At 73.7% G+C, this 24,788-nt stretch carries 17 protein-coding genes, 1 tRNA gene, 1 pseudogene and 1 riboswitch; of the genes and pseudogenes, 5 read left to right on the top strand and 14 right to left on the bottom strand.

Features of this window, described 5'->3' with window-relative positions; all coding sequences use genetic code 11:
• Positions 1-65: 65 nt before the first annotated feature.
• Positions 66-1,367: a hypothetical protein gene (locus HUT16_RS12320; protein ID WP_176188197.1), complete on the top strand. Its 1,302-nt coding sequence runs from the start codon at positions 66-68 to the stop codon at positions 1,365-1,367.
• Positions 1,368-1,564: 197 nt separating this feature from the next.
• Here HUT16_RS12320 and HUT16_RS12325 read toward each other — a convergent pair whose 3' ends face one another.
• On the bottom strand, positions 1,565-3,013 hold the full coding sequence (locus HUT16_RS12325; protein ID WP_176188199.1) for an MFS transporter: 1,449 nt from the start codon (positions 3,011-3,013) through the stop codon (positions 1,565-1,567).
• A gap of 112 nt (positions 3,014-3,125) precedes the next feature.
• The gene (locus HUT16_RS12330; protein WP_176188201.1) at positions 3,126-3,440 is read right to left on the bottom strand and encodes a multidrug efflux SMR transporter; all 315 of its coding nucleotides are present in this window, start codon (positions 3,438-3,440) and stop codon (positions 3,126-3,128) included.
• Between the two features lie 34 nt (positions 3,441-3,474).
• Positions 3,475-3,539: riboswitch (guanidine-III (ykkC-III) riboswitch) on the bottom strand.
• 275 nt (positions 3,540-3,814) lie between these two features.
• Here HUT16_RS12330 and HUT16_RS12335 point away from each other — a divergent pair.
• A tRNA-Cys gene (locus HUT16_RS12335) sits at positions 3,815-3,889 on the top strand.
• Positions 3,890-4,086: 197 nt separating this feature from the next.
• Here the strand turns inward: HUT16_RS12335 and HUT16_RS39230 are convergent.
• The 3 genes from HUT16_RS39230 to HUT16_RS12350 all read right to left on the bottom strand — a co-directional run bounded on the left by HUT16_RS39230 (position 4,087) and on the right by HUT16_RS12350 (position 7,519).
• A complete protein-coding gene (locus HUT16_RS39230; RefSeq protein WP_176188203.1) occupies positions 4,087-5,616 on the bottom strand; it encodes a WXG100 family type VII secretion target in 1,530 nt (509 codons plus the stop codon).
• A gap of 7 nt (positions 5,617-5,623) precedes the next feature.
• On the bottom strand, positions 5,624-5,929 hold the full coding sequence (locus HUT16_RS12345) for a hypothetical protein (RefSeq protein ID WP_176188205.1): 306 nt from the start codon (positions 5,927-5,929) through the stop codon (positions 5,624-5,626).
• A 135-nt stretch (positions 5,930-6,064) separates the two neighbouring features.
• On the bottom strand, positions 6,065-7,519 hold the full coding sequence (locus tag HUT16_RS12350; RefSeq protein WP_254897782.1) for a S8 family serine peptidase: 1,455 nt from the start codon (positions 7,517-7,519) through the stop codon (positions 6,065-6,067).
• A gap of 284 nt (positions 7,520-7,803) precedes the next feature.
• Here HUT16_RS12350 and HUT16_RS12355 point away from each other — a divergent pair, with 284 nt between their 5' ends.
• Positions 7,804-9,348, top strand: a complete 1,545-nt coding sequence (locus HUT16_RS12355; protein ID WP_176188207.1) for a hypothetical protein — start codon at positions 7,804-7,806, stop codon at positions 9,346-9,348.
• A gap of 114 nt (positions 9,349-9,462) precedes the next feature.
• Positions 9,463-11,094 (top strand): hypothetical protein, encoded by a 1,632-nt coding sequence (locus HUT16_RS12360; protein WP_176188209.1) that lies wholly within the window; start codon positions 9,463-9,465, stop codon positions 11,092-11,094.
• A gap of 59 nt (positions 11,095-11,153) precedes the next feature.
• Here HUT16_RS12360 and HUT16_RS12365 read toward each other — a convergent pair whose 3' ends face one another.
• The 6 genes and pseudogenes from HUT16_RS12365 to HUT16_RS12385 all read right to left on the bottom strand — a co-directional run bounded on the left by HUT16_RS12365 (position 11,154) and on the right by HUT16_RS12385 (position 18,181).
• The gene (locus tag HUT16_RS12365) at positions 11,154-13,475 is read right to left on the bottom strand and encodes a xanthine dehydrogenase family protein molybdopterin-binding subunit (protein WP_176188211.1); all 2,322 of its coding nucleotides are present in this window, start codon (positions 13,473-13,475) and stop codon (positions 11,154-11,156) included.
• A 443-nt stretch (positions 13,476-13,918) separates the two neighbouring features.
• A pseudogene (locus HUT16_RS38140) lies at positions 13,919-14,377 on the bottom strand ((2Fe-2S)-binding protein); the annotation flags it as partial.
• A gap of 53 nt (positions 14,378-14,430) precedes the next feature.
• Complete coding sequence (locus HUT16_RS38145) at positions 14,431-15,327, bottom strand: xanthine dehydrogenase family protein subunit M (RefSeq protein ID WP_254897783.1); 897 nt, start codon at positions 15,325-15,327, stop codon at positions 14,431-14,433.
• Positions 15,328-15,564: 237 nt separating this feature from the next.
• The gene (locus HUT16_RS12375; protein ID WP_176188213.1) at positions 15,565-17,202 is read right to left on the bottom strand and encodes a beta-N-acetylhexosaminidase; all 1,638 of its coding nucleotides are present in this window, start codon (positions 17,200-17,202) and stop codon (positions 15,565-15,567) included.
• A gap of 73 nt (positions 17,203-17,275) precedes the next feature.
• Positions 17,276-17,551: a DUF3039 domain-containing protein gene (locus HUT16_RS12380; protein ID WP_030459614.1), complete on the bottom strand. Its 276-nt coding sequence runs from the start codon at positions 17,549-17,551 to the stop codon at positions 17,276-17,278.
• A 60-nt stretch (positions 17,552-17,611) separates the two neighbouring features.
• Positions 17,612-18,181 (bottom strand): YqgE/AlgH family protein, encoded by a 570-nt coding sequence (locus tag HUT16_RS12385; RefSeq protein WP_176188215.1) that lies wholly within the window; start codon positions 18,179-18,181, stop codon positions 17,612-17,614.
• A 225-nt stretch (positions 18,182-18,406) separates the two neighbouring features.
• Here HUT16_RS12385 and murA point away from each other — a divergent pair, with 225 nt between their 5' ends.
• The gene (murA, locus tag HUT16_RS12390; RefSeq protein WP_176188217.1) at positions 18,407-19,753 is read left to right on the top strand and encodes a UDP-N-acetylglucosamine 1-carboxyvinyltransferase; all 1,347 of its coding nucleotides are present in this window, start codon (positions 18,407-18,409) and stop codon (positions 19,751-19,753) included.
• A gap of 77 nt (positions 19,754-19,830) precedes the next feature.
• Here murA and HUT16_RS12395 read toward each other — a convergent pair whose 3' ends face one another.
• From HUT16_RS12395 to HUT16_RS12405, 3 genes are all read right to left on the bottom strand, one after another.
• Entirely contained in the window at positions 19,831-20,112 is a 282-nt protein-coding gene (locus HUT16_RS12395; RefSeq protein WP_030459611.1) for an HU family DNA-binding protein, read from the bottom strand.
• 428 nt (positions 20,113-20,540) lie between these two features.
• Complete coding sequence (locus HUT16_RS12400) at positions 20,541-22,016, bottom strand: NAD-dependent malic enzyme (protein WP_176188219.1); 1,476 nt, start codon at positions 22,014-22,016, stop codon at positions 20,541-20,543.
• Between the two features lie 339 nt (positions 22,017-22,355).
• A complete protein-coding gene (locus HUT16_RS12405) occupies positions 22,356-24,650 on the bottom strand; it encodes a UvrD-helicase domain-containing protein (RefSeq protein ID WP_176188221.1) in 2,295 nt (764 codons plus the stop codon).
• Positions 24,651-24,788: the final 138 nt, after the last annotated feature.

Genomic DNA, 24,788 nt, shown 5'->3' on the forward strand with positions numbered 1-24,788 from the left:
TCATCTGATGGACCGTTCATCCGGCCGGTGACTTCCCCTGACTCCCTGGTGAACGGATGTGAGACATGGACGCCCTCTCCCGCAGGACGCTGCTGGCCGCCGGTGCGGCGACCGCCGCGACCCTCGCCGCGGGCTGCGCGAGCACCTCCGGGAGCGGGGGCGCCGCCCCGCCCGCCCAGGCCGACGGCCTCGCCTCGAACGGCAGCCCCAGCGCCGTTCCCAAGCCCCCCGCCACCCTGATCGGCGACGGCTCCACCTCCGACACCGGCCCGCAGCCCAACCAGCCGCAGGCCGTCCCGCTGGAGGCCGGGCAGCGGCCCCCGCAGTTCGTGGTCTTCTCCTGGGACGGCGCCGGCGAGCTCGACAACCAGCTGTTCAGCCGGTTCCGGAAGCTCGCCAAGGACCACGACGCCACCATGACCTTCTTCCTCAGCGGCATCTACACCCTGCCCGAGTCGAAGAAGTCGCTGTACCACCCGCCGCAGCACTCGGTCGGCGCCTCCGACATCGGCTACCTCAGCGACCAGCACATCCGCTCCACCATCGAGCAGGTCAGCGCGGCCTGGCTGGAGGGGCACGAGATCGGCACCCACTTCAACGGCCACTTCTGCGGCGCCAACGGCGGCGGGCGGTGGTCCCCCGAGGAGTGGGACAGCGAGATCCAGCAGGCCATGGACTTCGTCATGAACTGGCGCACCAACACCGGCAACACCGACCTGCCCGCGCTGCCCTTCGACTACCGCAAGGAGCTGATCGGCGGCCGCACCCCCTGTCTGGAGGGCCAGCGCGGGCTGCTCCCCACCGCCGTGAAGCGCGGCTGGAAGTACGACAGCTCGGGCCCCGGCGGCCTGCAGATGTGGCCGCAGAAGTTCGCCGGCGGCGCGCTGTGGGACATGCCGCTGCAGTCCATCCCGTTCCCCGGGCACAGCTTCCAGGTGCTCTCGATGGACTACAACATCATGTACAACCAGTCCGGCGACAACACCAAGGGCGACCCCGGCAAGCAGGCCTTCTGGCAGACCCAGGCCCGCGACTCGTACCTGGCCGGCTTCGACCGCGCCTACAACGGCAACCGGGCGCCGTTCATCATCGGCAACCACTTCGAGCAGTGGAACGGCGGCATCTACATGAACGCCGTGGAGGAGACGCTCAAGCAGATCGCCGGCAAGCCCGAGGTCCGGATGGTCTCCTTCCGGCAACTGGTCGAGTGGCTGGAGGCGCAGGACCCGGCGGTCCTCAAGAAGCTCCAGGCGCTCGCCCCCGGGCAGGCCCCGAAGGAGGGGTGGAACGCCTACCTCGGCGGGAGCGGCATCCCGGCCGGCGGCGCCGCGTCGCCGTCCGTGCCGGTGGTGGCGGGCGGCAAGTAGGCCCCGGCTCCCCCGCCCCTCCCCTCCCTGTCTCCTCCCCCGCGCCTCCGGCCGGGTCGCGCTCCGCACGGGGCCGCGGCCCGGCCGGAGCGCCGTGCGGCGGCGGTGCGACGCGGTCCGGCGGCGCGGTCCGGGCGGTGCGGTGTCGCTGCGCGTGCCGCGCGGTGCCGCCGCGCGGCGCTCCGGGCCGTCGGCCCTCAGGCCCGGCCGCGCGCGGCGCCCGCCCGGCCGGAGAGCACCGCGCCGACCAGGGCCACCACCGGCATGGTCAGGAACACCGCGGCGAACGCCCCCGCCGGCAGCGCCGCCCCGCCGTGGTCCGCCGCGCCGACCGCGCCGCCGCCCAGCGCCGCGAACAGCACCCCGGCCAGACCGGTCAGCAGCACGTTGCCCAGCGCGTCGCTGAGCTGCAGGGCGGCCGAGTTCCCGCCGGTCTCCTCCGGCTTGGACAGCTTCATCATCAGCACGCTGATGCTGGCGATCGCCAGGCCCATCCCGGCGCCGCCGATCCCCCAGAAGACGGCGGCCACCCACACCGGCACCGCCGGGAACAGCACCAGCGCCGCCCCGCCGATCGCCACCGCCGTCGCCAGGAAACCGGTCCGGATCATCGCCGCCCGGTAGCGTTCCGCGCCCGGCCGCCCCTGCAGCCAGGAGCCGAACGCCCAGGACAGCCCGCCCGGCGCCAGCGTCAGGCCCGCCATCGTCACCGACAGCCCGCGCTGGGTCTGCATCATCAGCGGGATGAACAGCTCGGCCGCGAAGAACGCGCCCGCCGCGACCCCGCGCAGCAGGATCACCGTCGGCAGCCCGCGCACCGCCCGCAGCGTGCCGCGCGGCAGCAGCCGCAGCACCGCCGGGCCGAGCAGCGCCAGCCCCGCCGCGGCGGGCAGCGGCGCCCAGGGGTCGAGCCGCTGGCCCGCGTACTGCAGCAGCGCCGCGCCGACCGCGACCATCGCCGCGTCCCGGGTGCGCCGCCAGTCGTACGGGCCGGCCTGCAGCGGCGGCTGGGACTTCTCGGTGCGGCGCAGCGCCGGGCCCATCACGGCCAGCGGCAGCAGCACCAGCACCGGCACGGCGAGGAACACCCAGCGCCAGCCGACGTGCTGGGTGACCGCGCCGGAGATCACCGGGCCGAGGATCGAGGGCAGCACCCAGGCCGCCGAGAACGCCGCGAACACGGACGGCCGCAGCCGTTCCGGGAACGCCCGGCCGACCACCACGTACAGCGCGACGATCACCAGGCCGCCGCCCAGGCCCTGGACCGCCCGGCCCGCGACGAACATCCACATGTTCACCGCCGTGCCGGCCGTCACCAGCCCGGCGGCGAACACCGCGATGCCGCTGAACAGCGGTGCGAGCGGGCCGCTGCGGTCGCACCACTGCCCGGAGACCACCATCGCCAGCAGCGTGGTGGTGAAGTACCCGGAGAAGGCGAAGGCGTACAGGCCGATGCCGTCGAACTGCTGGGCGGCCGTCGGCATCGCGGTGTTCACCGCCGTCGCCTCGAAGGCCAGCAGCAGCACCACCGACACGATGCCGAGGGTCAGCGCCCGCCAGGGGCCGCTGAGCACCCCGCCGGTGCCGTCGTCGGGGAGGGGCGGATGCGCGGGTGCCGCCGTTTCGGCCGGGGAGGTGCTGGTCACCACGACATGGTAAGTGCCGTTGGCGCGTTTTGATCCTGACCTGCGGAGGGAACCGGAGCCCCGCCGGGCCCGGGCCCGGTCCCGGTCCCCGCACCCGGCCGGCGCGGTCGCGTCAGTGCAGCACCTTGAGCCCGACCACTCCGGACAGGATCAGCACCAGGCAGGTGATCCGGGCCGCGCTCACCGCGTCCCCCATCGCCGCCATCCCGTACACCGCGGTGCCCACCGCGCCGATGCCCACCCACACGGCGTACCCCGTGCCCAGCGGGATCGACCGCATCGCGTACGCCAGGCCGCCCATCGAGAGCGCCAGCGCCACCGCGAACACCACGCTCGGCACCAGTCGGGAGAACCCCTTGGACGCCTCCAGTGCCACCGCCCACCCGGTCTCCAGCACTCCGGCGACGATCAGAACCACCCAGGCCATGACGACGGACTCCTCCGCAGTAGTCGAACCACCTACCGCGCCGTCTTGTCGTGCCGGGTACGACGCACCTCGTCCGGGGGAGCCGCGAACGGCCGCCTCACTCCGAAGGTAGCACAGCGCCGACACGCGGAATTCACCGGAGAATATTGACGCCGCCCCACCCCCGCCCGCTATAGTGAATTCACCGGAACGAACCGGCGCAGCCCGTAACGCGACAGGAGATGGCGATGAACAGGAAGACGGTGGCCCTCGCAGCGCCCCGCACCTGTGCCCCCTGTCCCGGCTGCGCGTGTTCCTGTCGCTGTTGCGCCTGATCCGCAACCGCCCTCCCCGTAGGCCCGTCGGCGCCTGCCGTCCCGCCTCGCCCCACTCATGACCATGTGCCCGAGTGGTTCAGGGAACCGTCTGCAAAACGGTTTACACGGGTTCAATTCCCGTCATGGTCTCCACCCGGAATTCACCGGTCGCCGCTCCCCCCGGATTTCTCCCCGGGAGCGGCGCCCGGTGAATTCCGCTGCCCTTTTCCTTTTCCGCCGCCGTTGCCGCAATTCCCGGCCGGCGGTGGTAATCGCGGCCGCACACGGCGGCGGGCGCCGGCGGGGATCCCCGAGGACCTCCGCCGGCGCCCGCCGTCCACCCCGTCCGCCTACTGGATGACGCCGGGGTTCGCCTCGCCTCCGCGCCAGGTCTCCTCGTCCTCGACCAGGTAGTCGGGGCGGTTGCCCTGGTTCTTCTTCTTGCTGTTCGCACCGCCGGTGCCGCCGTGCATCCCGGACGCGCCCGCCTGCCCGGCAGCACGTCCCTTCCCGATGCCCGAGCCGCCCTCGGTGAAGGCCCGCCCGCCGGCACCGCCGGCCTTGGCCCCGCCCACCGTGCCACCGGCCTTGCGCACCAGACCGCTGCCGGCGCTCTTGCCGCCGGCGCCGCCCCGGGCGCCGCCACCGGCACCGCCGTGCATGCCGCCGCCCATCCGCCGGCGCCCGCGGCTCCGCGGCCACCCGCGGCACCCGCGCCGCCGGCCCGGCCGCACCGGCACCGCCCGCGACGCCGCGGCCCGCCGCGCCCGTCGAGCCGGGCCCGCCGTCCGACCGCCACCGGCACCGCCGGCCCTGGCCAGCCCGCCGCCGGCGACCCGGCCGCCACCGCCGAGGCCGCCGCCACCGGGCACGTACCCGCTGCCGCCGATCCCGGGCAGGTAACCGCTGCCGCCGATCCCGCCGCCACCGCCGGTGCCGCCGCCGCCGGAGCCGACCCCGGGCAGCGTCCCGACCCCGCCGGGCGTCCCGTAGCCGGGGCCGATCGGCGTTCCGACCGAAGGCGGCAGGTCGATCCCGTCGATCCCCGTCCCCGGCGAGTGCAGGGGAGGCAGCTGCCCGGGAGCGGGCAGCGTCGTGGCCGGGGGGACCACGGGCTGGCCCGGCTGGTTCGGAATGCCCGGGATCCCCGGGTGGTTGATCCCCGGCAGCGACTGGCCGGGCTGCGTGGGCTGCGTCGGCTGCTGCGGCGGGACGCCCTCCGGGTACTTCGGGTTCGGCATGCTCGGCGGGGTGTGGCCCGGGGGCGCGACCGAGACCGGCGGGTCCGGCGGGAAGTTCTGGGACGGCTCCGAGACACCGTCCTTCTGGTCGCCCATGAGCTTCACGGCCTCGGTGTACTGCGGGCCGAGGTGCTCCATCACGCCGATCGCGTACTGGTGCGCGACCTCGGTGGCGGACAGGTCCTGCGCGTTCTTGTTGACCGCGTCGATCCGGTTCATGCCCGAGGCCAGGTCACGCTTGAAGCCCTCGTCCGACGAGGCGAACCCGTCGCTGAGGGTCTTGCCGACCCGGTCCATGAAGCTCGGGACCTTGATCCGGCCCATGACCTCCTTGGTCTGCTCCAGCGCCGTCCCCGCGTAGGTCATCGCGACCGACGTGTTCTGCGCGTGCGCGGCCGTGGCGGTCATGCCCTGCTGGATCTGCGCGCCCTTCGCGGCGAAGCCCTGCGAGGCCTTACCGGTCCAGTTCGCGGTGGCGTGCTCGATCGCCGCCTGCAGGTCCGCGGCGGCCTGCATCAGCTCCTGTTGCACGTTCTGCCAGTGCTGCCCGACCTCCTTGATCCGCCCGGGGTCGGAGCCGCCGACCATGTTCTTGAGCGGGATCAGGGCGTAGTTGTCGAACTGAGTCCTTGCGGCCATCTCTGACTCACCTCGCCTGGATCTGGGTCATGGTCGCCTGGCCCTCGTCCTCGCGACCCACGTAACGGTCGTGGACGAGCTGGGTCTTGTCGCCGTACTCGTTGATGAGCGCGTCGATGGACGAGATCGTCTGGGTCAGGAACGCCTGCATGTTCCCGTGCGCGGCGTACAGCGCCTGGGCTTCGGCGAAGTTGCCGCCGAAGGCGTCCGGAGTGATGTCGGTCTTGTACTTGGTGTTGGTCCCGCAGGTGCTGATGTTCTGCTGGAGGGCCCGCAGCCGCTTGACGACTGCCTCCAGCTCAGCAGGGTTCACGCTGTATCCGTCGGACACGAGGCCCTCTCCCCCTGGAGTGTCGAAAACTTCCCCGTGGTGCGCTCCGACTGCCGGGTTGCCCATCCAGCCAGAGCGTTCGATCGTATCGCGCCTGGACGGTGTACTGACACACCGTCAACGCGATTGGTTTCCGCCCTGGTAGGGATTGTCCTGGGGCGGCTGCTGCTGGGGCGGGTAGCCGTACGGCGGCGGGGGCTGCTGCCCCGGCTGGCCGTACGACGGCTGCCCGGGCTGAGCGTACGGCTGCTGCCCGTACGGCTGCTGGCCGGGTTGGCCGTACGGCTGCTGCCCGGGCTGGCCGTACTGCGGCTGGGCCGGGGGCCACCCCGGCTGGGCTCCGTACGGGCCCGGGGCGCCGGCCTGCGGCGGCAGTTGTGCGCGGCCGCGCCTGCGGCTGCTCGCCACGACGAGCGCGATCACCACGACGAGCAGCACCAGCAGGGCACCGGCGATGCCCAGGACCAGCGGCAGGGACGACGACCCCGAGGACTGCTTGACGTTCGGCAGTCCGTCCGGGGAGGGGACCTTGCCGGTGCCCGCGCCGCCGCTGCCCGCGTCCTTCGTGGTCTCGGCCCCGGCGGACGGGGCGGCCTCGGCACCGGCGGCGGCCAGCGGGCCCTGCGCCGACCCGGCCGGGATGTTCGCGGTCAGCGCCTGGTACGGCTGGACGATGCCGTAGCCGTAGTGGGCGTCCGGCAGCTTGGCGGCTCCGGCGGGGGCGACGGCCGTCTTCACCAAACGGTTCGCCACCTGGCCCGGCGTCAGGTCGGGGTACTTGGCGAACACCAGGGCCGCCGCGGCGGAGACGTACGCGGTGGCGTCCGAGGTGCCGTCGGCCTTGCAGTACTGCGTGGTGCAGGTGCCCGCGCCGGTGCCGGCCATCACGATGTCCACGCCCGGTGCGGTCAGCATGAGTTCGGGGCCGTAGTTCGACTTCGCCCAGACCTGCTGGTTCTTGTCCACCGCGCCGACCGCCAGTATCCCGGGGGTGTTGGCCGGGGTGCGGACCGGGCCGGCGTCGTTGCCCGCGCCCGCCACGATCAGCACCTTGTGCTGGAGCGCGTAGGCCACCGCGTCGGCGAAGTCGGCCGGTCCGCTCGTGGTCGTGACCTGGGAGATGTTGATGACCTTGGCACCGTGGTCGACCGCCCACTTGATGCCGTCCTGGATCGTCCCGGCGTCACCCCGGTAGATCGGCATGATCTTGGCGCCGGGCGCGAGGCCGACCATGCCCTCGCCGCTGCCGTGGCCGTGGGCGGCGATCAGGCTCGCCATGCCCGTCCCGTGCTCGTCGGTCGGCTTGGTCTCACGGCCGTTGCCGTCCGGGTCGTACCCGGGGAGCAGCGACCCGGCCAGGTCCAGGTGGTTCGCGTTCACCCCGCTGTCGATCACCGCGACGGTCACGCCCTCGCCCTTGGTGACCGACCACACCTTGTCGAAGTCGAAGTACTGGTTGACCCACTGCGCGTCCCGCACCTGGTCCGCCGACGCCACCGGCGCCGCCGCGAACAGCGTGCCCGCCGTCAGGGCCGTCGCACCGAGCACACCCGCCAGTCTGGTCAGCCTCATCAAACACCCCGTCGGTCGACAGCCCGTCCGCCCTAGCAACGCCCCCGGAACGCGGGACGGTCCCGATCGTATCGTCCGCTCCCCGTCCGAACACGACCGCCCGTGACAGGACCGCTACGTTTCACCGGACCGTGACGCACCGTCGGCCGACGCGCGGGCGGGGCCGATCGCATCGCCCACGGAGGGCCCGGCGGCGGTACCGGGCGGGGTGGGGGGAAAGCGGCCGGTGGGGCTGGTGGGGCGCTGTGCTATGAATGGCGCGTCGTTCACCCAGGGGGGATCTCGTGACGTACCCGCCGCAGCCCGGCATGCCCAGTCCGGGGCAGCCGACGCCGCCCTACCAGCAGCCGCCTTATCCGCAGGCTCCGTACCAGCACCAGCAGCCGCACCAACAGCCCTACCCCGCCCAGCAGTTCCCGCCGTACGGGGTGCCGGGCCAGCAGCCGCCCGCGCCCCGGCGGAGTCGGGTGGGACGGACGCTGGCCTGCCTGGGGGTGTCGCTGGTCGTGCTGCTGGGGATCGGGGTGGGCGGCGTGGTGGTGCTGCGCGCGGTCCGGCAGCAGCCGAAGATGGACGCGCTGAAGTCGGACACCGAGCCCTGGCAGAAGATCGCCAAGGGGCTGACGGACGCGCTGGCGGCCAAGGACGAGGAGGCGTTCGTCAAGCCGTTCGCGGCGGGGGCGACCAAGGAGAAGCAGCGGAAGGTGTTCCGCAACCTGGTCAAGATCCCCTGGGAGACCGCCCGTTGGGAGAGCAGCCTGGTGGTCGACGGGCGGCTGACGGTGGACTTCGTGCACCAGGTGAAGGGGGTGGACAACTACCCGATCAGCGAGCGCTACGAGTGGAAGGTCCTCGGCCCCGACACCAAGGCGACGGGGTCGGGCCCGGCGAGCGCGGTGCCCGAGGAGGCGGTCCTGGAGGTCGGCGGCCCCACCGACAGCCGGGGCAAGACCATGAGCGACGGCTACTACCCGTCCCCGTGGGACGCCTACGACGAGCTGTCCGTCCAGGTCCGGGACCACCTGGTGGTGATGTCGGACAAGGCCCAGGAGGCCGAGCTGAACCGGGACGCGGACATCCTGGCCCGGGCCGCGAAGGACGACCTGGACGCCTGGCAGAAGTGCGCGCCCGCGCCGACCGGCAGGACCAAGGGGGCCGAGGGCTTCTTCGTGGTGCTGGAGAAGAACCGGGAGGTCTACAACAAGCTGTACCACGGCGACGGGAAGCCGAACGACAGCCTGGAGGCCGGCGTCAACATGTCGGTCTGGGCCTCGTCCTCGGCGCAGCCCGACCCGGGCCGGTCGGTGATCGGCGGCAGCCGGATCGTGATCGACACCACCGACGGCCGCTTCATGGGCAAGCAGTGGCAGGAGGGCGTGACGAACATCGGGCGGCACGAGATGGCGCACGCGACCGTCGCCACGCTGGTCTCCTCGGACGGGACGTACGAGACGGTGGACCGCCGGCAGGACTGGGTCGCCGAGGGCTTCGCCGAGTACATGGCGCTGCGCGGCAAGGACGACCGGGCCCGCCAGGACCTGGCCGTGCTGAAGGAGGTGCCCTTCGACGGGGAACTGCCCGGCGGCAAGGACGACTTCTACTCCTTCGACGGGGCCCGGCGCTCCGCGAACTACGCGCTGGCCGGCGACGCGCTGCGGTACATGGCCTCGAAGTACGGGGACGCCAAGGTCTGCGGGTTCGTGGCGGCGCAGTACACGCAGCCGAAGCAGTACGAGCAGCAGATCACCGCGGCGACCGGGCAGTCCCTGGAGCAGTTCCAGTCGGCCTGGGCGGCGCACGTCCGCTCGGCCGTGCCGGGCCTGCGCTGACCGGCCCCGGCCGGGCGCCGGTCCGCCTGCGGGCGGGCCGGGTCGACGCCCGGCCGGGCGGGTTCGGCCGTGTGCTATGAATGGCGGGCCGTTCGTATCCAGGGGGATTCCGAAGTGACGTACCCGCCGCAGCCCGGTGCCCCCGCACCGGGCCAGCCGCCGTACCAGCAGCAGCCCGCGCAGCAGCCGCCGCCCTACCGGCAGCCGCCCGCGTACCAGCAGCCGCCGTACCAGCAGCCGCCGGCGTACCGGTCGCCGCAGCCGCCGTACCAGCAGCAACAGCCTTACCCGCAGCAGCAGTTCCCGCACCCGCAGCTCCAGCAGCCGTCGCCGCAGCCGCAGTTCCCGCCCGGGCGGGCCCCGGAGGAGCCGCCGCGGCGCAAGCGGCGGGTCTGGCTGCGGGTGCTGGTCTCGGTGCTGGCGCTGGTGCTGCTGGCCGTCGGCGGGCTGGGGTACGCGGTGTGGCGGACGCAGCAGAAGCAGGCGCAGTACGCGAAGGACAACGACCCGGTCAAGGCGTGGCGGGCGCAGTTCGACAAGATGTACCGGGCCCTGGAGTCGAAGGACGAGGACGCCTTCGTCGAGATCTTCGCCGAGGGGCCGACCCGGGAGAAGCAGCGGAAGGTGTTCCGCAACCTGGTCCGGATGCCGTGGGACCAGGTGGGCTGGACCTCCGCCGGCGGGCCGGTGAAGGGGACGCTGCAGGTCTCGTTCGTGCACCAGGTGGCGGGCGTGGACAACCTGCCGGTCGCCGAGGAGTACGAGTGGATGGTGCCGGACGGCCTGTTCGTGGTGCCGAAGCCGGGGCTGGTGACCGAGGTCCGCGGCTGGCTCGACCCGATCAGCGGGAAGACCGTCAAGACCTCGCTCTACCCGGGCCCGTGGGACCTGTACGACGAGATGTCGGTGGAGGTCCGGGACCACCTGGTGGTGGTGTCGGACAAGGCCCAGGAGGCCGAGCTGAAGCGGGACACCGACGTGCTCGCGCAGGCCGCGAAGGACGACCTGGAGGCCTGGCGGAAGTCCGGGCCGGCCCCGGCGAACGACCGCAAGCCGGGCGCGGGCTTCTTCGTGGTGCTGGAGAAGGACCGGGACGCCTACAACAAGCTGTACCTGGGCGCGAACAAGGAGAACGACAACCTGGAGGCCGGCGTCAACCTGGAGGTGCCGACCGTCGACGAGTTCGGCAAGGTCGGCGCGGGCAAGTCGCTGATCGGCGGCAGCCGGATCGCGATGGACACCGGCGGCAGCCGCTTCACCGGGTCCGACTGGCGCGCGGGCGTACTGGACATCGGCCGGCACGAGATGGGCCACGCGACGGCGGCGACGCTGCACGTGAAGACCGACATGGAGCTGGAGACCTCCGACAAGGACGGGGTGCGCCGCTGGGTCTCCGAGGGCTTCGCGCAGTACATGGCGCTGCGCGGCAAGGACGCGGACGCCAGGGCGGACGTCAACTCGACGCTGCGCGACTACCCGTTCTCGGGTGAACTGCCGGGCCCCGGAACGGCGTTCTACGCCAAGGAGGCCCGGGACCGGCACGCGAACTACGTGCTGGCGGGCGACGCGCTGCGGTACATGGCCTCGAAGTACGGGGAGCAGAAGGTGTTCTCCTTCGTCACCGCGCACTACGCCGACCCGAGCGCGCTGGACCAGGAGATCAAGGACGCCACCGGTCTGACCTTCGCCCAGTTCCAGGACGCCTGGGCGGCGCACGTCCGCGCCACGGCGCCCGTGCGCCGCTGACCGGCCCGGGGCCGCGGCCCCGCCCGGTCGGCGGGGCCGTCCGGGCGGGGCCGTCCGGCTCAGGCCAGGACGGTGGCGTCCTCCGGCAGGATCGGCAGCCGCCCGACCGGCAGCCCGGTGGCGGCCCGGACGGCGGCGGCGACCGCGGCGGGGGCGACCACGGCGGGCACCGCGCTGACCGCCTTGGCGCCGAACGGGGCGACCACGTCGCGCTCCTCCAGCAGGGCGGCGATCCGGACGTCGGGGGTGTCCAGCGCGGTGGGCAGCCGGTAGCCGGTGAGCGAGGCGTTGACGGGTACGCCGCCCTCGGTGCGCAGGTTCTCCAGCAGCGCGAGCCCGACGCCCTGGGCGACCGCGCCCTCGATCCGGTCCTCGATCTGCCGGGGGTTGAGCGCCCGACCGACCTCCTGGGCGACGGTGACGTCGACGACCCGGACGGCGCCGAGCTCGATGTCGACGTCGACGACGGCCCGCATCGCGCAGAACGCGATGGAGACGAACGCGTCGCCCTGCCCGGTCTCCGGGTCGAGCGGCTCGGTGGGGTGCGGCCGGCACTGGGCGGTGGCCCAGAGCTCGCGGCCCTCCAGGGCCTCGCCGACCGGCATGCCGAGCACGCCGTCGTAGCTGGTGATCTTCCCGTCGTTGATGGTGAGCAGTTCGACGGACATGCCGAAGTCGGCGGCGATCGGCTGCAGCATCTGGTGGCGGACCATCAGCGCGGCCCGCTCGACGGCGCCGCCGGACACCCAGGTGTGCCGGCCGCGGGCGGACGGGCCGGCCGCGGACTGGTCGGAGTCGACGGGCGCGATGTACACCTCGCTGACCCCGAGCACCGACTGGACGATCTGCCGGGCCAGGGTGGCGAAGCCCTGCCCGGAGTCGACGGCCGCGCAGATCACGGTGGCGTGGTCGCCGGAGACCCGGACGGTGGCGGTGGCGACCTCGTCCTCGCCCTCGGCGCCGAGCATGTGCACCATGCCCACCGCGTAGCCGATGCCGCGCCGCACCGCGGTGGGGTCGCCCGCGCCGCCGGGGCCGCCGGGCAGCAGCCAGTCGGCCTCCGGGTCGTCCAGCGGGAGGGCGGGCAGCGCCGTCGCGTCGAGCGCGTCGAGCAGCGCCCGCACCGGGGCGGGGCAGGTGACGGCCTGTCCGGTGGGCAGCGGGTCGCCGGTGGCCATGGCGTTGCGGCGGCGGATCTCCACCGGGTCGACGCCGAGCTGCCGGGCGATCTGGTCGAGCTGCGACTCGTGGGCGAAGCAGGTCTGCAGGGCGCCCTCGCCGCGCATCCGGCCGGCCGGCGGGTTGTTGGTGCGCACCGCCCAGGCGTCGACGAACACGTTGGGGCAGGTGTAGGGGCCGACCGAGAAGGCGACGGCGGAGGCCAGCGCCTCGGCGGAGACGTCGGCGTAGGCGCCGCCGTCGAGCAGGATCTGCGCCTCGACCTTGACCAGCCGGCCCTCGGCGTCGGCGTGGTGGCGGTAGCGCAGCAGGGCGGGGTGCCGGGTGGCGTGGGCCTGGAAGGACTCGGCGCGGGTGAGCGCCATCTTGACCGGCCGGCCGGTGCGCAGCGCGAGCAGCGCCAGGGTGACCTGGAAGGAGAGGTCCTCGCGGTCGCTGGTGGCGCCGGGGACGCCGGTGACGACCAGCCGGACCCGGTCGGGATCGATGCCCAGGCAGGCGGCGGTGCGGTCGCGGTCGCCGTGCGGGTCGGTGGAGGACAGGTGCAGTTCGACGCCGCCGTCGGGGCGGGGCACGGCGAGCCCGGCCTCGGCGCCGATCGGGGCCGGGTCCTGCCGGCCGACCTGGTAGAGGCCCTCGACGACGATCTCGCCGACCGCGTCCGGGTCCCCGGTGCGCAGCGGCAGGTGGCGCAGCAGGTTGCCGTCGGGGTGCAGCGGGGGGGCGTGGAAGGCGGCCTCGGGGTCGGTGACGGGCTCCAGCGGCTCGTACTCGACCAGGATCGCGGCGGCGGCCAGCCGGGCGGTGTCGGGGTGGTCGGCGGCGACGGCGGCGACGGGTTCGCCGTGGTGGCGCACGACGCCGGCGGCGAGCACCGGGCGGTCGGCGGCGACCTGGCCGGCGGGGGCGCCGTCGGGGCTGCCGTCGGGGCCCGGGGGCAGGTCGGCGGCGGTGACCACGGCGTGCACGCCGGGGATGGCGAGGGCGGGGGCGGTGTCCACCGAGACGATCCGGGCGTGCGGGTGCGGGGAGCGCAGCACGGCGCCCCACAGCAGCCCCTCGGCCCACAGGTCGGCGGCGTACGGGTAGATGCCCAGGGCCTTGGGGAGGGCGTCGGTGCGCAGCGGGGAGGTGCCGAGGCCGGTGGTGCCGGTCTCGTGGTCCGCGGGGGCGGCCGCCGGGAGCTCGGTGGCGGAGGTCATGCGTTCTCGTCCTCGGGGAGGCGGATGCCGTGGGCGGGGGTGGCGTCGTAGCCGGGGTACGGGGTGCCGTAGCCGTCGGTGGCGTAGACCGTGCCGTCGTAGGGGCCCGCGTCCTGGTACGGGGCGGTGCCGAACGGGTCGGCGCCCGCGGGGGCGGTGCCGAACGGGTCGGGCTCGGCGGGGGCGTGCTGCCAGTCGGCCGGGACGGGGGTGCCGTGCGGCGGGGTGGGCGGGTAGGCGTAGCCGCCGGCCCGCGGGGTCTCGCCCTGCGGCTGGGCGGGGATCAGCTGGTCGGCCTCGTGCCAGAGCTCGGAGTCGGCGTACAGCGGGAGTTCGCCGCCCTGGTCGGGCTGCGGCGGCGCGGCGGCGGGCTCGGCGGCGGTCCGGGGGGCCTGCTCGGCGGCCTGTTCGGCGGCGTCGAGCTCGGCCTCCAGGGCGGCCTCGCGGGCGTCGGCGACGGCCTGGACGGCGGCGAGCGCGCCCCGGTAGCCGGTGCAGCGGCACAGGTTGCCGCACAGCGCCTGGCGGGCCTCGACCTCGCCGGGCCGGTGGTTGCGCTGGAGCAGGTCGTGGACGGCCATCGCCATGCCGGGCGTGCAGTAGCCGCACTGGACGGCGCCGGAGTCGGCCAGCGCCTGCTGGACGTCGCTGGCGCCGCCCGCGCCGGACAGGCCCTCGACGGTGCCGATCTCGCTGTCGGCGGCGAGCGCGGCGGGCACCAGGCAGCCGTTGACCAGCTGCCCGTCGACCTGGACCGTGCAGGCCCCGCACTCGCCCTGCTCGCAGCCGTCCTTGGCGCCGGCCAGGCCGAGCCGCTCGCGCAGCACGTACAGCAGGCTCTCGCCGATCCAGGCGTCGGTGACGGGCCGCTCGACGCCGTTGACGCGCAGCGTGTAGGAGGCGGTGGGGCGCACGTCGCCGGTGAGCGCCCCGGGGTGGTTCAGCAGTTCGTCCGTCACTTGAGCGCCCTTCCCAGTGCCCGGCGGGCCAGCACCGCCACGGTACGCCGCAGGCGGGCGGCGTCCGCGCCCGCCCCCTCTCCGTGTGCCCCGCCCTCGGGGACGCACGCCCCGGCCACGTACTCGCCGAAGGCGGCGAGCGCGGCGGGGTCGATCAGCACCGCGCCCTCGGCGCCGCGGGCGTCCCAGTCGATGCAGCCGGCCACCCAGTTCTCGGCCTCCAGCGGCCGCAGCGGGACGGGGGCGACGGCGCCGACGGCGCAGCGCACGCCGCGCCGGGCCGGGTCGAGGACGAGGGCGACGGAGGCGGCGGCGCGGGCCGGGCCGCTGCGGCCGGTGGACTTCAGGAACACCTGGGGGGCGTGCAGCAGCGGGACCCGCACCCAGGTGAGCAGTTCGCCGGGGCGCAGCGGGTCGAGGCCGGTGAGCAGGTGGCTGATCGGCACGTCGCGGACGCCGCCGGCCCGGGCGAGGGTGGCGGTGGCCTCCAGGGCGGCGAGCACCGGGAGGGTGTCGCCGGCCGGGGCGGCGGTGGCGACGTTGCCGCCGAGGGTGCCGACGTTGCGCACCTGCGGGGGGCCGGCGGTGCGGGCGGCGTCGGCGAGGGCGGGGATGAGCGCCGCGAAGTCGGGGCGGTCCATCCGGGCGTGGGTGAGCCCGGCGCCCAGGACGGCGGTGCCGCCGTCCTCGTAGCGCCAGCCGCGCAGTTCGGTGATCCGGCCGAGTCCGATCAGTGCGGCGGGCCGCAGGCGCCCGGCGTTGACGGCCTCCATCAGGTCGGTGGCGCCCGCCACCGGCACCGCCCCCGGGGTGGCGGCCAGCGCTTCGACCGCCTCGTCGACCGAGGCCGGCAACATGATCGTCCGGTTCACCAGGTTCCCACCGTGCTCCATTTGCAGTGCGGCCTGCCGCCCGTAGGGTACGGGCGATCGGTGCGGGTTGGGCAACTCTGGCACACAAAGACCGCTGATCATTTCCCGGGTCGCGGACAGGTCCGAACAACTCGGGACAACTCCGGACGCGTCCGCGATCAGGTCGTGTCCCGGGTGATCGGTCGTTCACCTGGTCACGACGATCGGGCCTCGCCCGGAGTTCCCTCTCCCTGACTCTCCGTCACCGGCCCCGCGGGCTCACGGGGCGGTGTTCTCGCCGGACGGTCCGGGCGGGCCGGCCAGCGGGCGCCCGACGATGCCGGGCTTGCGCTGCCAGGGGCGCGGGCCCTCGGGGCGGCGGTACTCGATGCCGAGCGCGTCCAGCCGCGGGTAGTGGCCGGCCATCCGGCGCTCGAAGCCCGCCCAGTCGCGCTCGGCCGGGTCGCGCGGGAGGTCGGACCAGGCGACCTCGGCGAACGCGGCCAGCCGCGGGAAGGCCTTGTAGTCGACGTCCCGGCCGGTGTACATGAACTCGGTCCACAGGTTGGCCTGGGTGCCGATGACGTGCGCGGCGGCGGCCTCGTCGAGCTGCGGCGGGACGGGCTCGAAGCGGTAGACGTCCTCCAGCGTGCGCACCCAGCCGACCGGGATCGGCTCGTCGTCGCCGTCGGCCTGCCGGTGGTCGAGGTACACGTGCTGCTCGGGGCACATCACCACGTCGTGCCCGGCGTTCGCGGCGGCGATCCCGCCGTCGTAGCCGCGCCAGGAGGAGACGGCGGCGCCGGGGGCGAGCCCGCCCTCCAGGATCTCGTCCCAGCCGATCAGCCGGCGGCCGCGCTCGGCCAGCCAGCGGTCGAAGTGCCGGATGACGTGGCTCTGCAGCTCGAACTCGTCCTTCAGGCCGAGTTCGGCGATCCGGGCCTGCGCGGCGGGGCTGGCCTTCCACTGGTCCTTGGGGCACTCGTCGCCGCCGAGGTGCACGAAGGTGGAGGGGAAGATCTCCAGCAGCTCCTCCAGCACGCCCTCGTAGAAGCGCAGGGTGGCCTCGGAGGGGTTCAGGATGTTCTCGCTGACGCCCCAGTCGGTCCAGGGGCCGAGCGCGGCGGTGTCGACCACGTCGGTGTTGCCGAGCTCGGGGTAGGCGGCGATGGCGGCCTGGTTGTGGCCGGGCAGGTCGATCTCGGGGACGACGGTGATGTGCCGGGCGGCCGCGTAGGCGACGATCTCGCGCAGGTCGTCCTGGGTGTAGAAGCCGCCGTGCGGCTGGTCGTCGCGCCGGTTGCCGGCCCGGTAGCCGACCATCGAGCGCTCGCGCCAGCCGCCGACCTCGGTGAGCCGGGGGTAGCGCTTGATCTCGATCCGCCAGCCCTGGTCGTCGGTCAGGTGGAAGTGCAGGACGTTGAGCTTGTGGGCGGCGAGCTGGTCGATGAAGCGCAGCACCCCGGCCTTGGGCATGAAGTGCCGGGAGACGTCCAGCATCGCGCCGCGCCAGCCGAACCGGGGCGCGTCGCGGACCTCCACCGCGGGCACCGTCCAGCTCGCGCCGGGCAGCGGGGCGCTGCGGTACGCGTCGGGGCCGAGCAGCTGGCGCAGGGTCTGCCCGGCGTGCGCCAGGCCCGCGGCGCTGCCGCCGGTGAGCCGGACGGCGGCGGCGCCGGCGCTCAGCCGGTACTCCTCGGGGCCGAGCTCCGGGTCGAGCTCCAGCACCAGGTCGCCCGCCTCGCCGGCCGGGGCCGGGTCCAGGTCGAAGCCGGTGGCGGCGGAGAGTTCGGCGCGCAGCCGGCGGGCGGCGGCGCCGGTGCCGGGGGCGGCGGCGATCCGGGAGCCGGCGTGCAGGACGAAGGGCGGGGCGTCGGTGCCGGCCTGGACGTGCAACGGGGCGGGGATGAGGTCCATGTGCCCCATCCTGCCCCGGACCGCCCCTATTGGCATAGACCAGTTGGGGGGCGTTTGCGCAGGTGACCCGAGGTCAGTCCTTCTTGTCGTCCCCGCCCGGGTTGTTCAGCCCGTCGAAGATCTCCTTGCACATCGGACAGACCGGGTACTTCTTCGGGTCGCGCCCGGGCACCCAGACCTTGCCGCACAGCGCCACCACGGGGGACCCGGAGAGCGCGCTCTCCATGATCTTGTCCTTCTGGACGTAGTGGGCGAAGCGCTCGTGGTCGCCGTCCCCGTGCGAAGTCTGCGGGACGGGCTCGACCAGGGTGCCGGTGCCGAGGCCGCGCTCGGGCTCAAGAGTGCTCATGGGTGCCAAGTCTATGGGGGGCGCCCGGAACCGGGCCACCACGGGAGCGGACCCGGCGGCTCAGTTCAGCAGCGGGTCGTCGGGGTAGGTGGCGAGCATCGCCAGCGGGCCGCGCTGGCGGCGCAGCACCTCCCGCCAGAGCCGGTCCGGCTCGGTGCAGGAGAGGTCCCCCGGCTCGCAGTCGACCAGGTGCCAGGCGCCCTCGGCGATCTCGCCCTCCAGTTGGCCGGGCGACCAGCCCGAGTACCCGGCGAACACCCGCATCCCGCCGAGCACCCCGGCCAGCACCTCGGGCGGCGCCTCCAGGTCGACCAGCCCGATCGCGCCGTGCACCCGCCGCCAGCCGAGCGGCGCGGCGCTGTGGTCCTCGCCGGGGACGACGGCGACGGCCAGCGCGGAGTCCAGGGCCACCGGGCCGCCCTGGAAGAGCACCGCCGGGGCGCCCGCCAGCGGCGCCCAGCCGTCCAGCACCGCCGCGACGTCCACCGGGGTCGGCCGGTTGAGGACCACTCCGAGCGCGCCCTGGTCGTCGTGGTCGAGCAGCAGGACCACCGACCTGGTGAAGTTCGGGTCGGTCAGCACGGGCGTCGCCACGAGCAGTCGCCCGGTGAGCGAGGGGGCCGCTTCCATGTCTGACATCATGCCCCGTACCGGCCTTTCCGGGACACCCGGCGGCTGCGCCGGGAGCCACCCGGACGGCCCAGTGGCGGTGCCGTGGAGCCACCCCTACAGCATGATCACCATTAGGGCACACCGCAACCAATCGCCCACCCCCTACCATCTAGTGGTGGCGAAGGGCCCTTCCCCCAACTCCGCAGCCGAAAACCTCCCCTGCGCACCCGGATTGCGAGAACGATGACCGACGACGTCCTGCTGGTCCACGGCGGAAACCCGCTCGAAGGCGAGATCCAGATCCGCGGCGCCAAGAACCTGGTCCCCAAGGCCATGGTCGCCGCACTGCTCGGCCAGGGCCCCAGCAGACTGCGCAACGTGCCGGACATCCGGGACGTCAAGGTCGTCCGCGGCCTGTTGCAGCTGCACGGGGTCACCGTCCGCACCGGCGACGAGGACGGCGAACTGATCCTCGACCCCTCGCACGTGGAGTCCGCCAACGTCGCGGACATCGACGCGCACGCCGGGTCCTCGCGGATCCCGATCCTGTTCTGCGGCCCGCTGCTGCACCGCCTCGGCCACGCCTTCATCCCGGGCCTGGGCGGCTGCGACATCGGCGGCCGGCCGGTCGACTTCCACTTCGAGGTGCTGCGCCAGTTCGGCGCGACCATCGAGAAGCACCCGCAGGGCACCTACCTGGTCGCCACCCAGCGGCTGCGCGGCACCAAGATCGAGCTGCCGTACCCGTCGGTCGGCGCGACCGAGCAGGTGCTGCTGACCGCGGTGCTCGCCGAGGGCGTCACCGAGCTGCGCAACGCCGCGATCGAGCCGGAGATCGTCGACCTGATCTGCGTGCTGCAGAAGATGGGCGCGATCATCTCGCTGGGCACCGACCGCACCATCCTGGTCACCGGCGTGGACGAGCTCGACGGCTACACCCACCGGGCGCTGCCGGACCGCCTGGAAGCGGCCTCCTGGGCGTGCGCGGCGCTGGCCACCAAGGGCGACATCTACGTCCGGGGCGCCGAGCAGATCCCGATGATGACCTTCCTGAACACCTTCCGGAAGGTCGGCGGCGCCTACGAGATCGACGACGCGGGCATCCGGTTCTGGCACCCGGGCGGCGAGCTCAAGGCGATCGCCCTGGAGACCGACGTGCACCCGGGCTTCCAGACCGACTGGCAGCAGCCGCTGGTGGTCGCGCTGACCCAGGCCGCCGGCCTGTCCATCGTGCACGAGACGGTGTACGAGTCGCGGCTGGGCTTCACCGGCGCGCTGAACCAGATGGGCGCGCACATCCAGCTCTACAGCGAGTGCCTGGGCGGCACCCCGTGCCGGTTCGGGGCGCGCAACTTCAAGCACTCCGCGGTGGTCTCCGGCCCGTCCAAGCTGATGGGCGGCGAGCTGGTCATCCCCGACCTGCGCGGCGGCTTCTCGTACCTGATCGCGGCGCTGGCGGCCGAGGGCACCTCGACGGTGCACGGCATCGACCTGATCAACCGCGGCTACGAGAACTTCATGGACAAGCTGCGCGACCTGGGCGCGCACATCGAGCTGCCGGCGGCGGCCGAGGTCCAGCTGACCGCCTGAGCGCGGCCCGCGAACGAGCCGGTGGCCGGCCTCCCCCGCGGGGGAGGCCGGCCACCGGCTCGTTCAGCTGCGGGGGGTCACTTGCCCTTCGCGGCTTCCTTCAGCTTCGAGCCGGCGCTCACCTTGACGCTGTAGCCCTCGGCGATCTGGATCGGCTCGCCGGTCTGCGGGTTGCGGGCGGTGCGGGCGGCGCGCAGGGTGCGCTCGAAGGTCAGGAAACCGGGGATGGTGACCTTCTCGTCGCCCTTGGCGACGACCTCGCCGGTGATCTCGGCGAAGGCGGCCAGCACGGCGTCGGCGTCCTTGCGGGTCACCTCGGCACGCTCGGCCAGCGCGGCCACCAGCTCACTGCGGTTCATGTGTACTCCTGTGGTCTGTTGCTCTGCCGTGCGCGGAGGCATGGCCGGTCCGCGCGACGGTGCTCGTTCAGGCGAGGGGTGGTCAGGGGCCGGGCTCGCACCGCGAAGCGCCGCAAACTGCCCGCCTGGGTACGAATCCTGCCCCGACCGGCACTGAGAAAGCCAATCGGGAACCGGCGTGGTTGACCCGAACAGCGCCCGCCGGACGGAGGTGTGACGCTCCGTCGGCTCCGGCGGTGGCCGGAGCGGGCGGCGGCCGGGACGACACGCCGTGGCGCAACTGGGGACGTACCGTACTTGTCGGACACGCCTCCCCGTCGCAGGGCTACCGTACGCCCTGGCACCGACAAGCCCAAACACGCCCCTTGCCCTTGTGTCGCAAGGGCTCCGGCGCCCCGCCGCGCGCGGGGACGCCGGAACCGCGCGGCTCAGAGCTGAACGGCCGGGAAAGCACCGGTGTCGAGCGTCCCGACGATGCCCGCGGTGGGCTTCTCCGGAGCCGCCTCGGCGCCGCCCCGGGCGGCCACCGCGGCGTCCCGGACGGCGGCCGCGACGGTCTTGGCCACGCCCGGGTGGAAGACGCTGGGGATGATGTAGTTCGGGTTCAGCTCGTCGTCGGCGACGGTGGTGGCCAGCGCCCGGGCGGCGGCCAGCAGCATCTCGGTGTCCACCCCGGCGCTCTGCGCGTCCAGCAGGCCGCGGAAGACGCCCGGGAAGACCAGCACGTTGTTGATCTGGTTGGGGAAGTCGCTGCGGCCGGTGGCGACCACCGCGGCGGTCTGCCGGGCCACCGCCGGGTCGACCTCCGGGTCGGGGTTGGCCAGCGCGAAGACGATCGCGTCCTTGGCCATGGTGGCCAGGTCGTCGCCGTCCAGCACGTTCGGGGCGGAGACGCCGATGAACACGTCGGCGTCGGCCACCGCCTCCTTGAGGGTGCCGGTGCGGCCGGAGCGGTTGGTGTTCTCGGCGATCCAGCGCAGGCTGCCGTCCAGGTCGTCGCGGCCCTGGTGGACCACGCCCCGGACGTCCGCCACGGTGGCGTGCGCGACGCCGGCCGCCATCAGCAGCTTGAGGATCGCGGTGCCCGCGGCGCCGGCGCCGCTCATCACCACCCGGATCTCGCCGATCTCCTTGCCGACCACCTTCAGCGCGTTGGTCAGCGCGGCCAGCACCACGATCGCGGTGCCGTGCTGGTCGTCGTGGAACACCGGGATGTCCAGCGCCTCGCGCAGCCGGGCCTCGATCTCGAAGCAGCGCGGCGCCGAGATGTCCTCCAGGTTGATGCCCGCGAAGCCCGGCGCGATCGCCTTGACGATCGCCACGATCTCGTCGGCGTCCTGGGTGTCCAGGCACAGCGGCCAGGCGTCGATGCCCGCGAACCGCTTGAACAGGGCCGCCTTGCCCTCCATCACCGGCAGTGCGGCCTTCGGGCCGATGTTGCCCAGGCCCAGCACCGCCGAGCCGTCGGTGACCACCGCGACGCTGTTGCGCTTGATGGTCAGCCGGCGGGCGTCCTCCGGGTTCTCCGCGATCGCCATGCAGACCCGGGCCACGCCCGGGGTGTAGATCATGCTCAGGTCGTCGCGGTTGCGGATCGGCAGCTTCGAGGACATCTCGATCTTGCCGCCGAGGTGCATCAGGAAGGTGCGGTCGGAGACCTTGCCGATGCTGACGCCGTCGATGGTGCGCAGCTTCTCGACGATCTCCTGGCCGTGCGCGACCGAGGACGCCGCCACGGTGACGTCGATCCGCAGCGCCTCCAGGCCGGAGGCCGTGACGTCGAGACCGGTGACCGAACCGCCGGAGGACTCCACCGCGGTGGTGATCGAGCTCACCGCGTTGCCGGTGGCCGGGACCTCCAACCGGACAGTGATCGAGTTCGAGACACTGGGCACCGTCGCCATCGACGTTCCTTCTTCCTGAATCAACAAAGTGTTGAAGTTCATGCCGCTCGGCATGCTAGACCTCGATGGTCGCACCGACCAAGGGCCCGCCAGAAATAACGTGCATCGAGTGTGCGGATCCGACAAACCGACCGGCCCGGACCTCGATCTCCTTGCCCGTCCGCGCGGATGCGTTACATTGGAACGGCACCGGCTCGATCCAAGCCCCCGGGCCCAACCTTCGTCCCTTCGAGGGACCACTTGCCGCGAGGCGAGCATGGCGGGTCGGTGTTCAACGTGGCGGAGGCCCCCACCCGACGGGTGGGGGCCTCCGTGCTGTCCGGGCCTACTGCACCGGGCCTACTTCAGCAGCGCGGGCACGCCCGCGGCGTCCGGCAGGTCGTCCGGGCCGGAGAGCACCGTCAGCCGCTGGGTGGCCCGGGTCAGCGCCACGTACAGCACCCGCAGGCCCGCCTCCGACTCGCCCGCGATGCCGGTCGGGTCGGCCACCACCGTGGCGTCGTACTCCAGGCCCTTCGCCTCCAGGCTGCCCAGCGCCACCACCCGGTCGCCCAGCCCGGCGGTCCAGCCCGCCGCCTCGGCCCGGCGGTCCATCGGGACCACCACCGCGACGGTGCCGTCCACCTCGGCCAGCAGCCGCTCCAGCTCCGCCCGGGCGGCCGCCCCGAACGCCGCCGGGTCCGGCTCGCGGACCGCGGCGAACCGCGGGTGCGCGCCGGTGGCCCGCACCGCGCTCGGCGACGGGGTGCCCGGCGCGGCCAGCTCCAGCACCTTCGCCGCCACCTCGGCGATCTCCGCCGGGTTGCGGTAGTTCACGGTCAGCGTGTGCCGGCGGCGCGGCTTGCCCGCCAGCACCTCGTCCATCGCCGCCTGCGCCTCCTGCGGGAACGGCCAGGACGACTGCGCCGGGTCGCCGACGATCGTCCAGGTCGCCATCCGGGAGCGGCGCCCGATCATCCGCCACTGCATCGGCGTCAGGTCCTGCGCCTCGTCCACGATCACGTGCGCGTACTCGCGCCGCTCCTCCGGGACCCGCTCGCGCTGGCGGTAGGCCCGCTCGCCGTACGTGGTGACCTCGTCCAGGCCGGTCAGCATGTCCACCGCGTCCACCTCGCGCACCTTCGGGCGGGCGGGCTCGCCGAGCAGCACCTGCAGCTCGTCCACCAGCGCCACGTCGTGCGCCGACAGCTCGCCCGCGCCGCGCTCGTCCAGGTGCCGCCAGGACGCGGCGAGCAGCCGGGCCTCCTCCGGGGTGACCGCCCGGCGGGCGATCCGGTTGGTGTGCCGGTGCTGCCGGAGGGTGGCCAGCACCCGGCGCGGGGTGACGGCGGGCCACCAGGCGTCCAGGAAGTCCAGGAACGGGGCCTCGTCGGACACGTACTCGTCGAAGGACTCGCGCTCCTCCTGGCGCTGCTCGCGCTCCGCGTACGTGGTCGGCTTCGGCAGGTCGCGCACCGCCTCCGACCACAGCGCGTCCAGCAGCAGCCGACGGGCCCGCGGGCGCAGCAGGTTCAGCGGCGTGCCGCCGCCGCCCACCACGTGGCCGCGCACCGCCTTCAGCCGGCCCGCGTCCAGCCGCAGCGCCCGGCCCCGGGCGAAGACCCGCAGCTCGGTCGGCGCGCCCAGCTCCAGGGCCGCCCGGGCGGCCCGGCGCAGCAGTTGCACCATCCGCGCCGAGCCCTTGATCCGGGACACCTCGGGGCTGTCGTACCGGGACGCCTCGATGCCGTCCACCAGGCTGCCGACCGCGCGGATCGCCACCTGGCCCTCCTCGCCCAGCGAGGGCAGCACGCCCTCGGTGTACGAGACCAGCAGCGGGGTGGGGCTGACCACCAGGATGCCGCCCGCGTACCGGCGGCGGTCCTGGTAGAGCAGGAACGCGGCCCGGTGCAGCGCCACCGCGGTCTTGCCGGTGCCGGGCCCGCCGGTCACCAGCGTCGCGCCGGCCGCGGCGGCCCGGATCACCTCGTCCTGCTCCTTCTGGATGGACGAGACGATGTCGCGCATCGAGTGGCCGCGGGCCCGGCCCAGCGTCGCCATCAGCGCGCCGTCGCCGACCACGGCCAGCTCCTCGCCGCCCAGCGTCGGCGCCAGGTCGGGACGGAGCAGGTCGTCCTCGACGCCGATCACCTTCCGGCCCTTCGACCGGATCACCCGCCGCCGGATCACCCGGCCCGGCTCCAGCGGCGTCGCCCGGTAGAACGGCGCGGCCGCCGGGGCCCGCCAGTCGATCACCAGCGGGCCGAACTCGGCGTCCAGCACGCCCAGCCGTCCGATGTGCAGGCTCTCGGCGACGGCCGGGTCGGCCGGGTCCAGCGGCGTCTGGGACGGGATGCCGTGCTCCTCGGGCGCGTCGGCCTGCTGGAGGTCGATCCGCCCGAACAGGAAGTCCTCGAACTCGTTGTTCAACCGCTGCAGGTGCGCCCCGGCCCGGTACACCTGCGCGTCCCGTTCGGCGAGCGCGCCGGGCGTGCCGACCTGCACCCGCTTGGCGGCGTCCTCCAGGATGTACTCCGCCTCGGCCAGCTTCTCCTCCAACCGCCGGTAGACGGTGTCGAGATGCGACTGCTCCCCCGCGATCTCGCGGTCGCGGACAGTGTCGGATCGGTGCTCGGCGGAACCGTGCGCGCCCAAGGAGCCCCCAAAGGTGCGGAGAAAAAGGCGGACGGAAGATCTTACAGGGAACCGGACACCTCTCCGGCCGACGGGGTGCGCTTTTAGGGGCCCGGGAACCATCGGCAGCCGAGCATGCACCGACAGGGGCTCGGGGAA

This window comes from Kitasatospora sp. NA04385, assembly GCF_013364235.1.
Taxonomy (GTDB): domain Bacteria; phylum Actinomycetota; class Actinomycetes; order Streptomycetales; family Streptomycetaceae; genus Kitasatospora.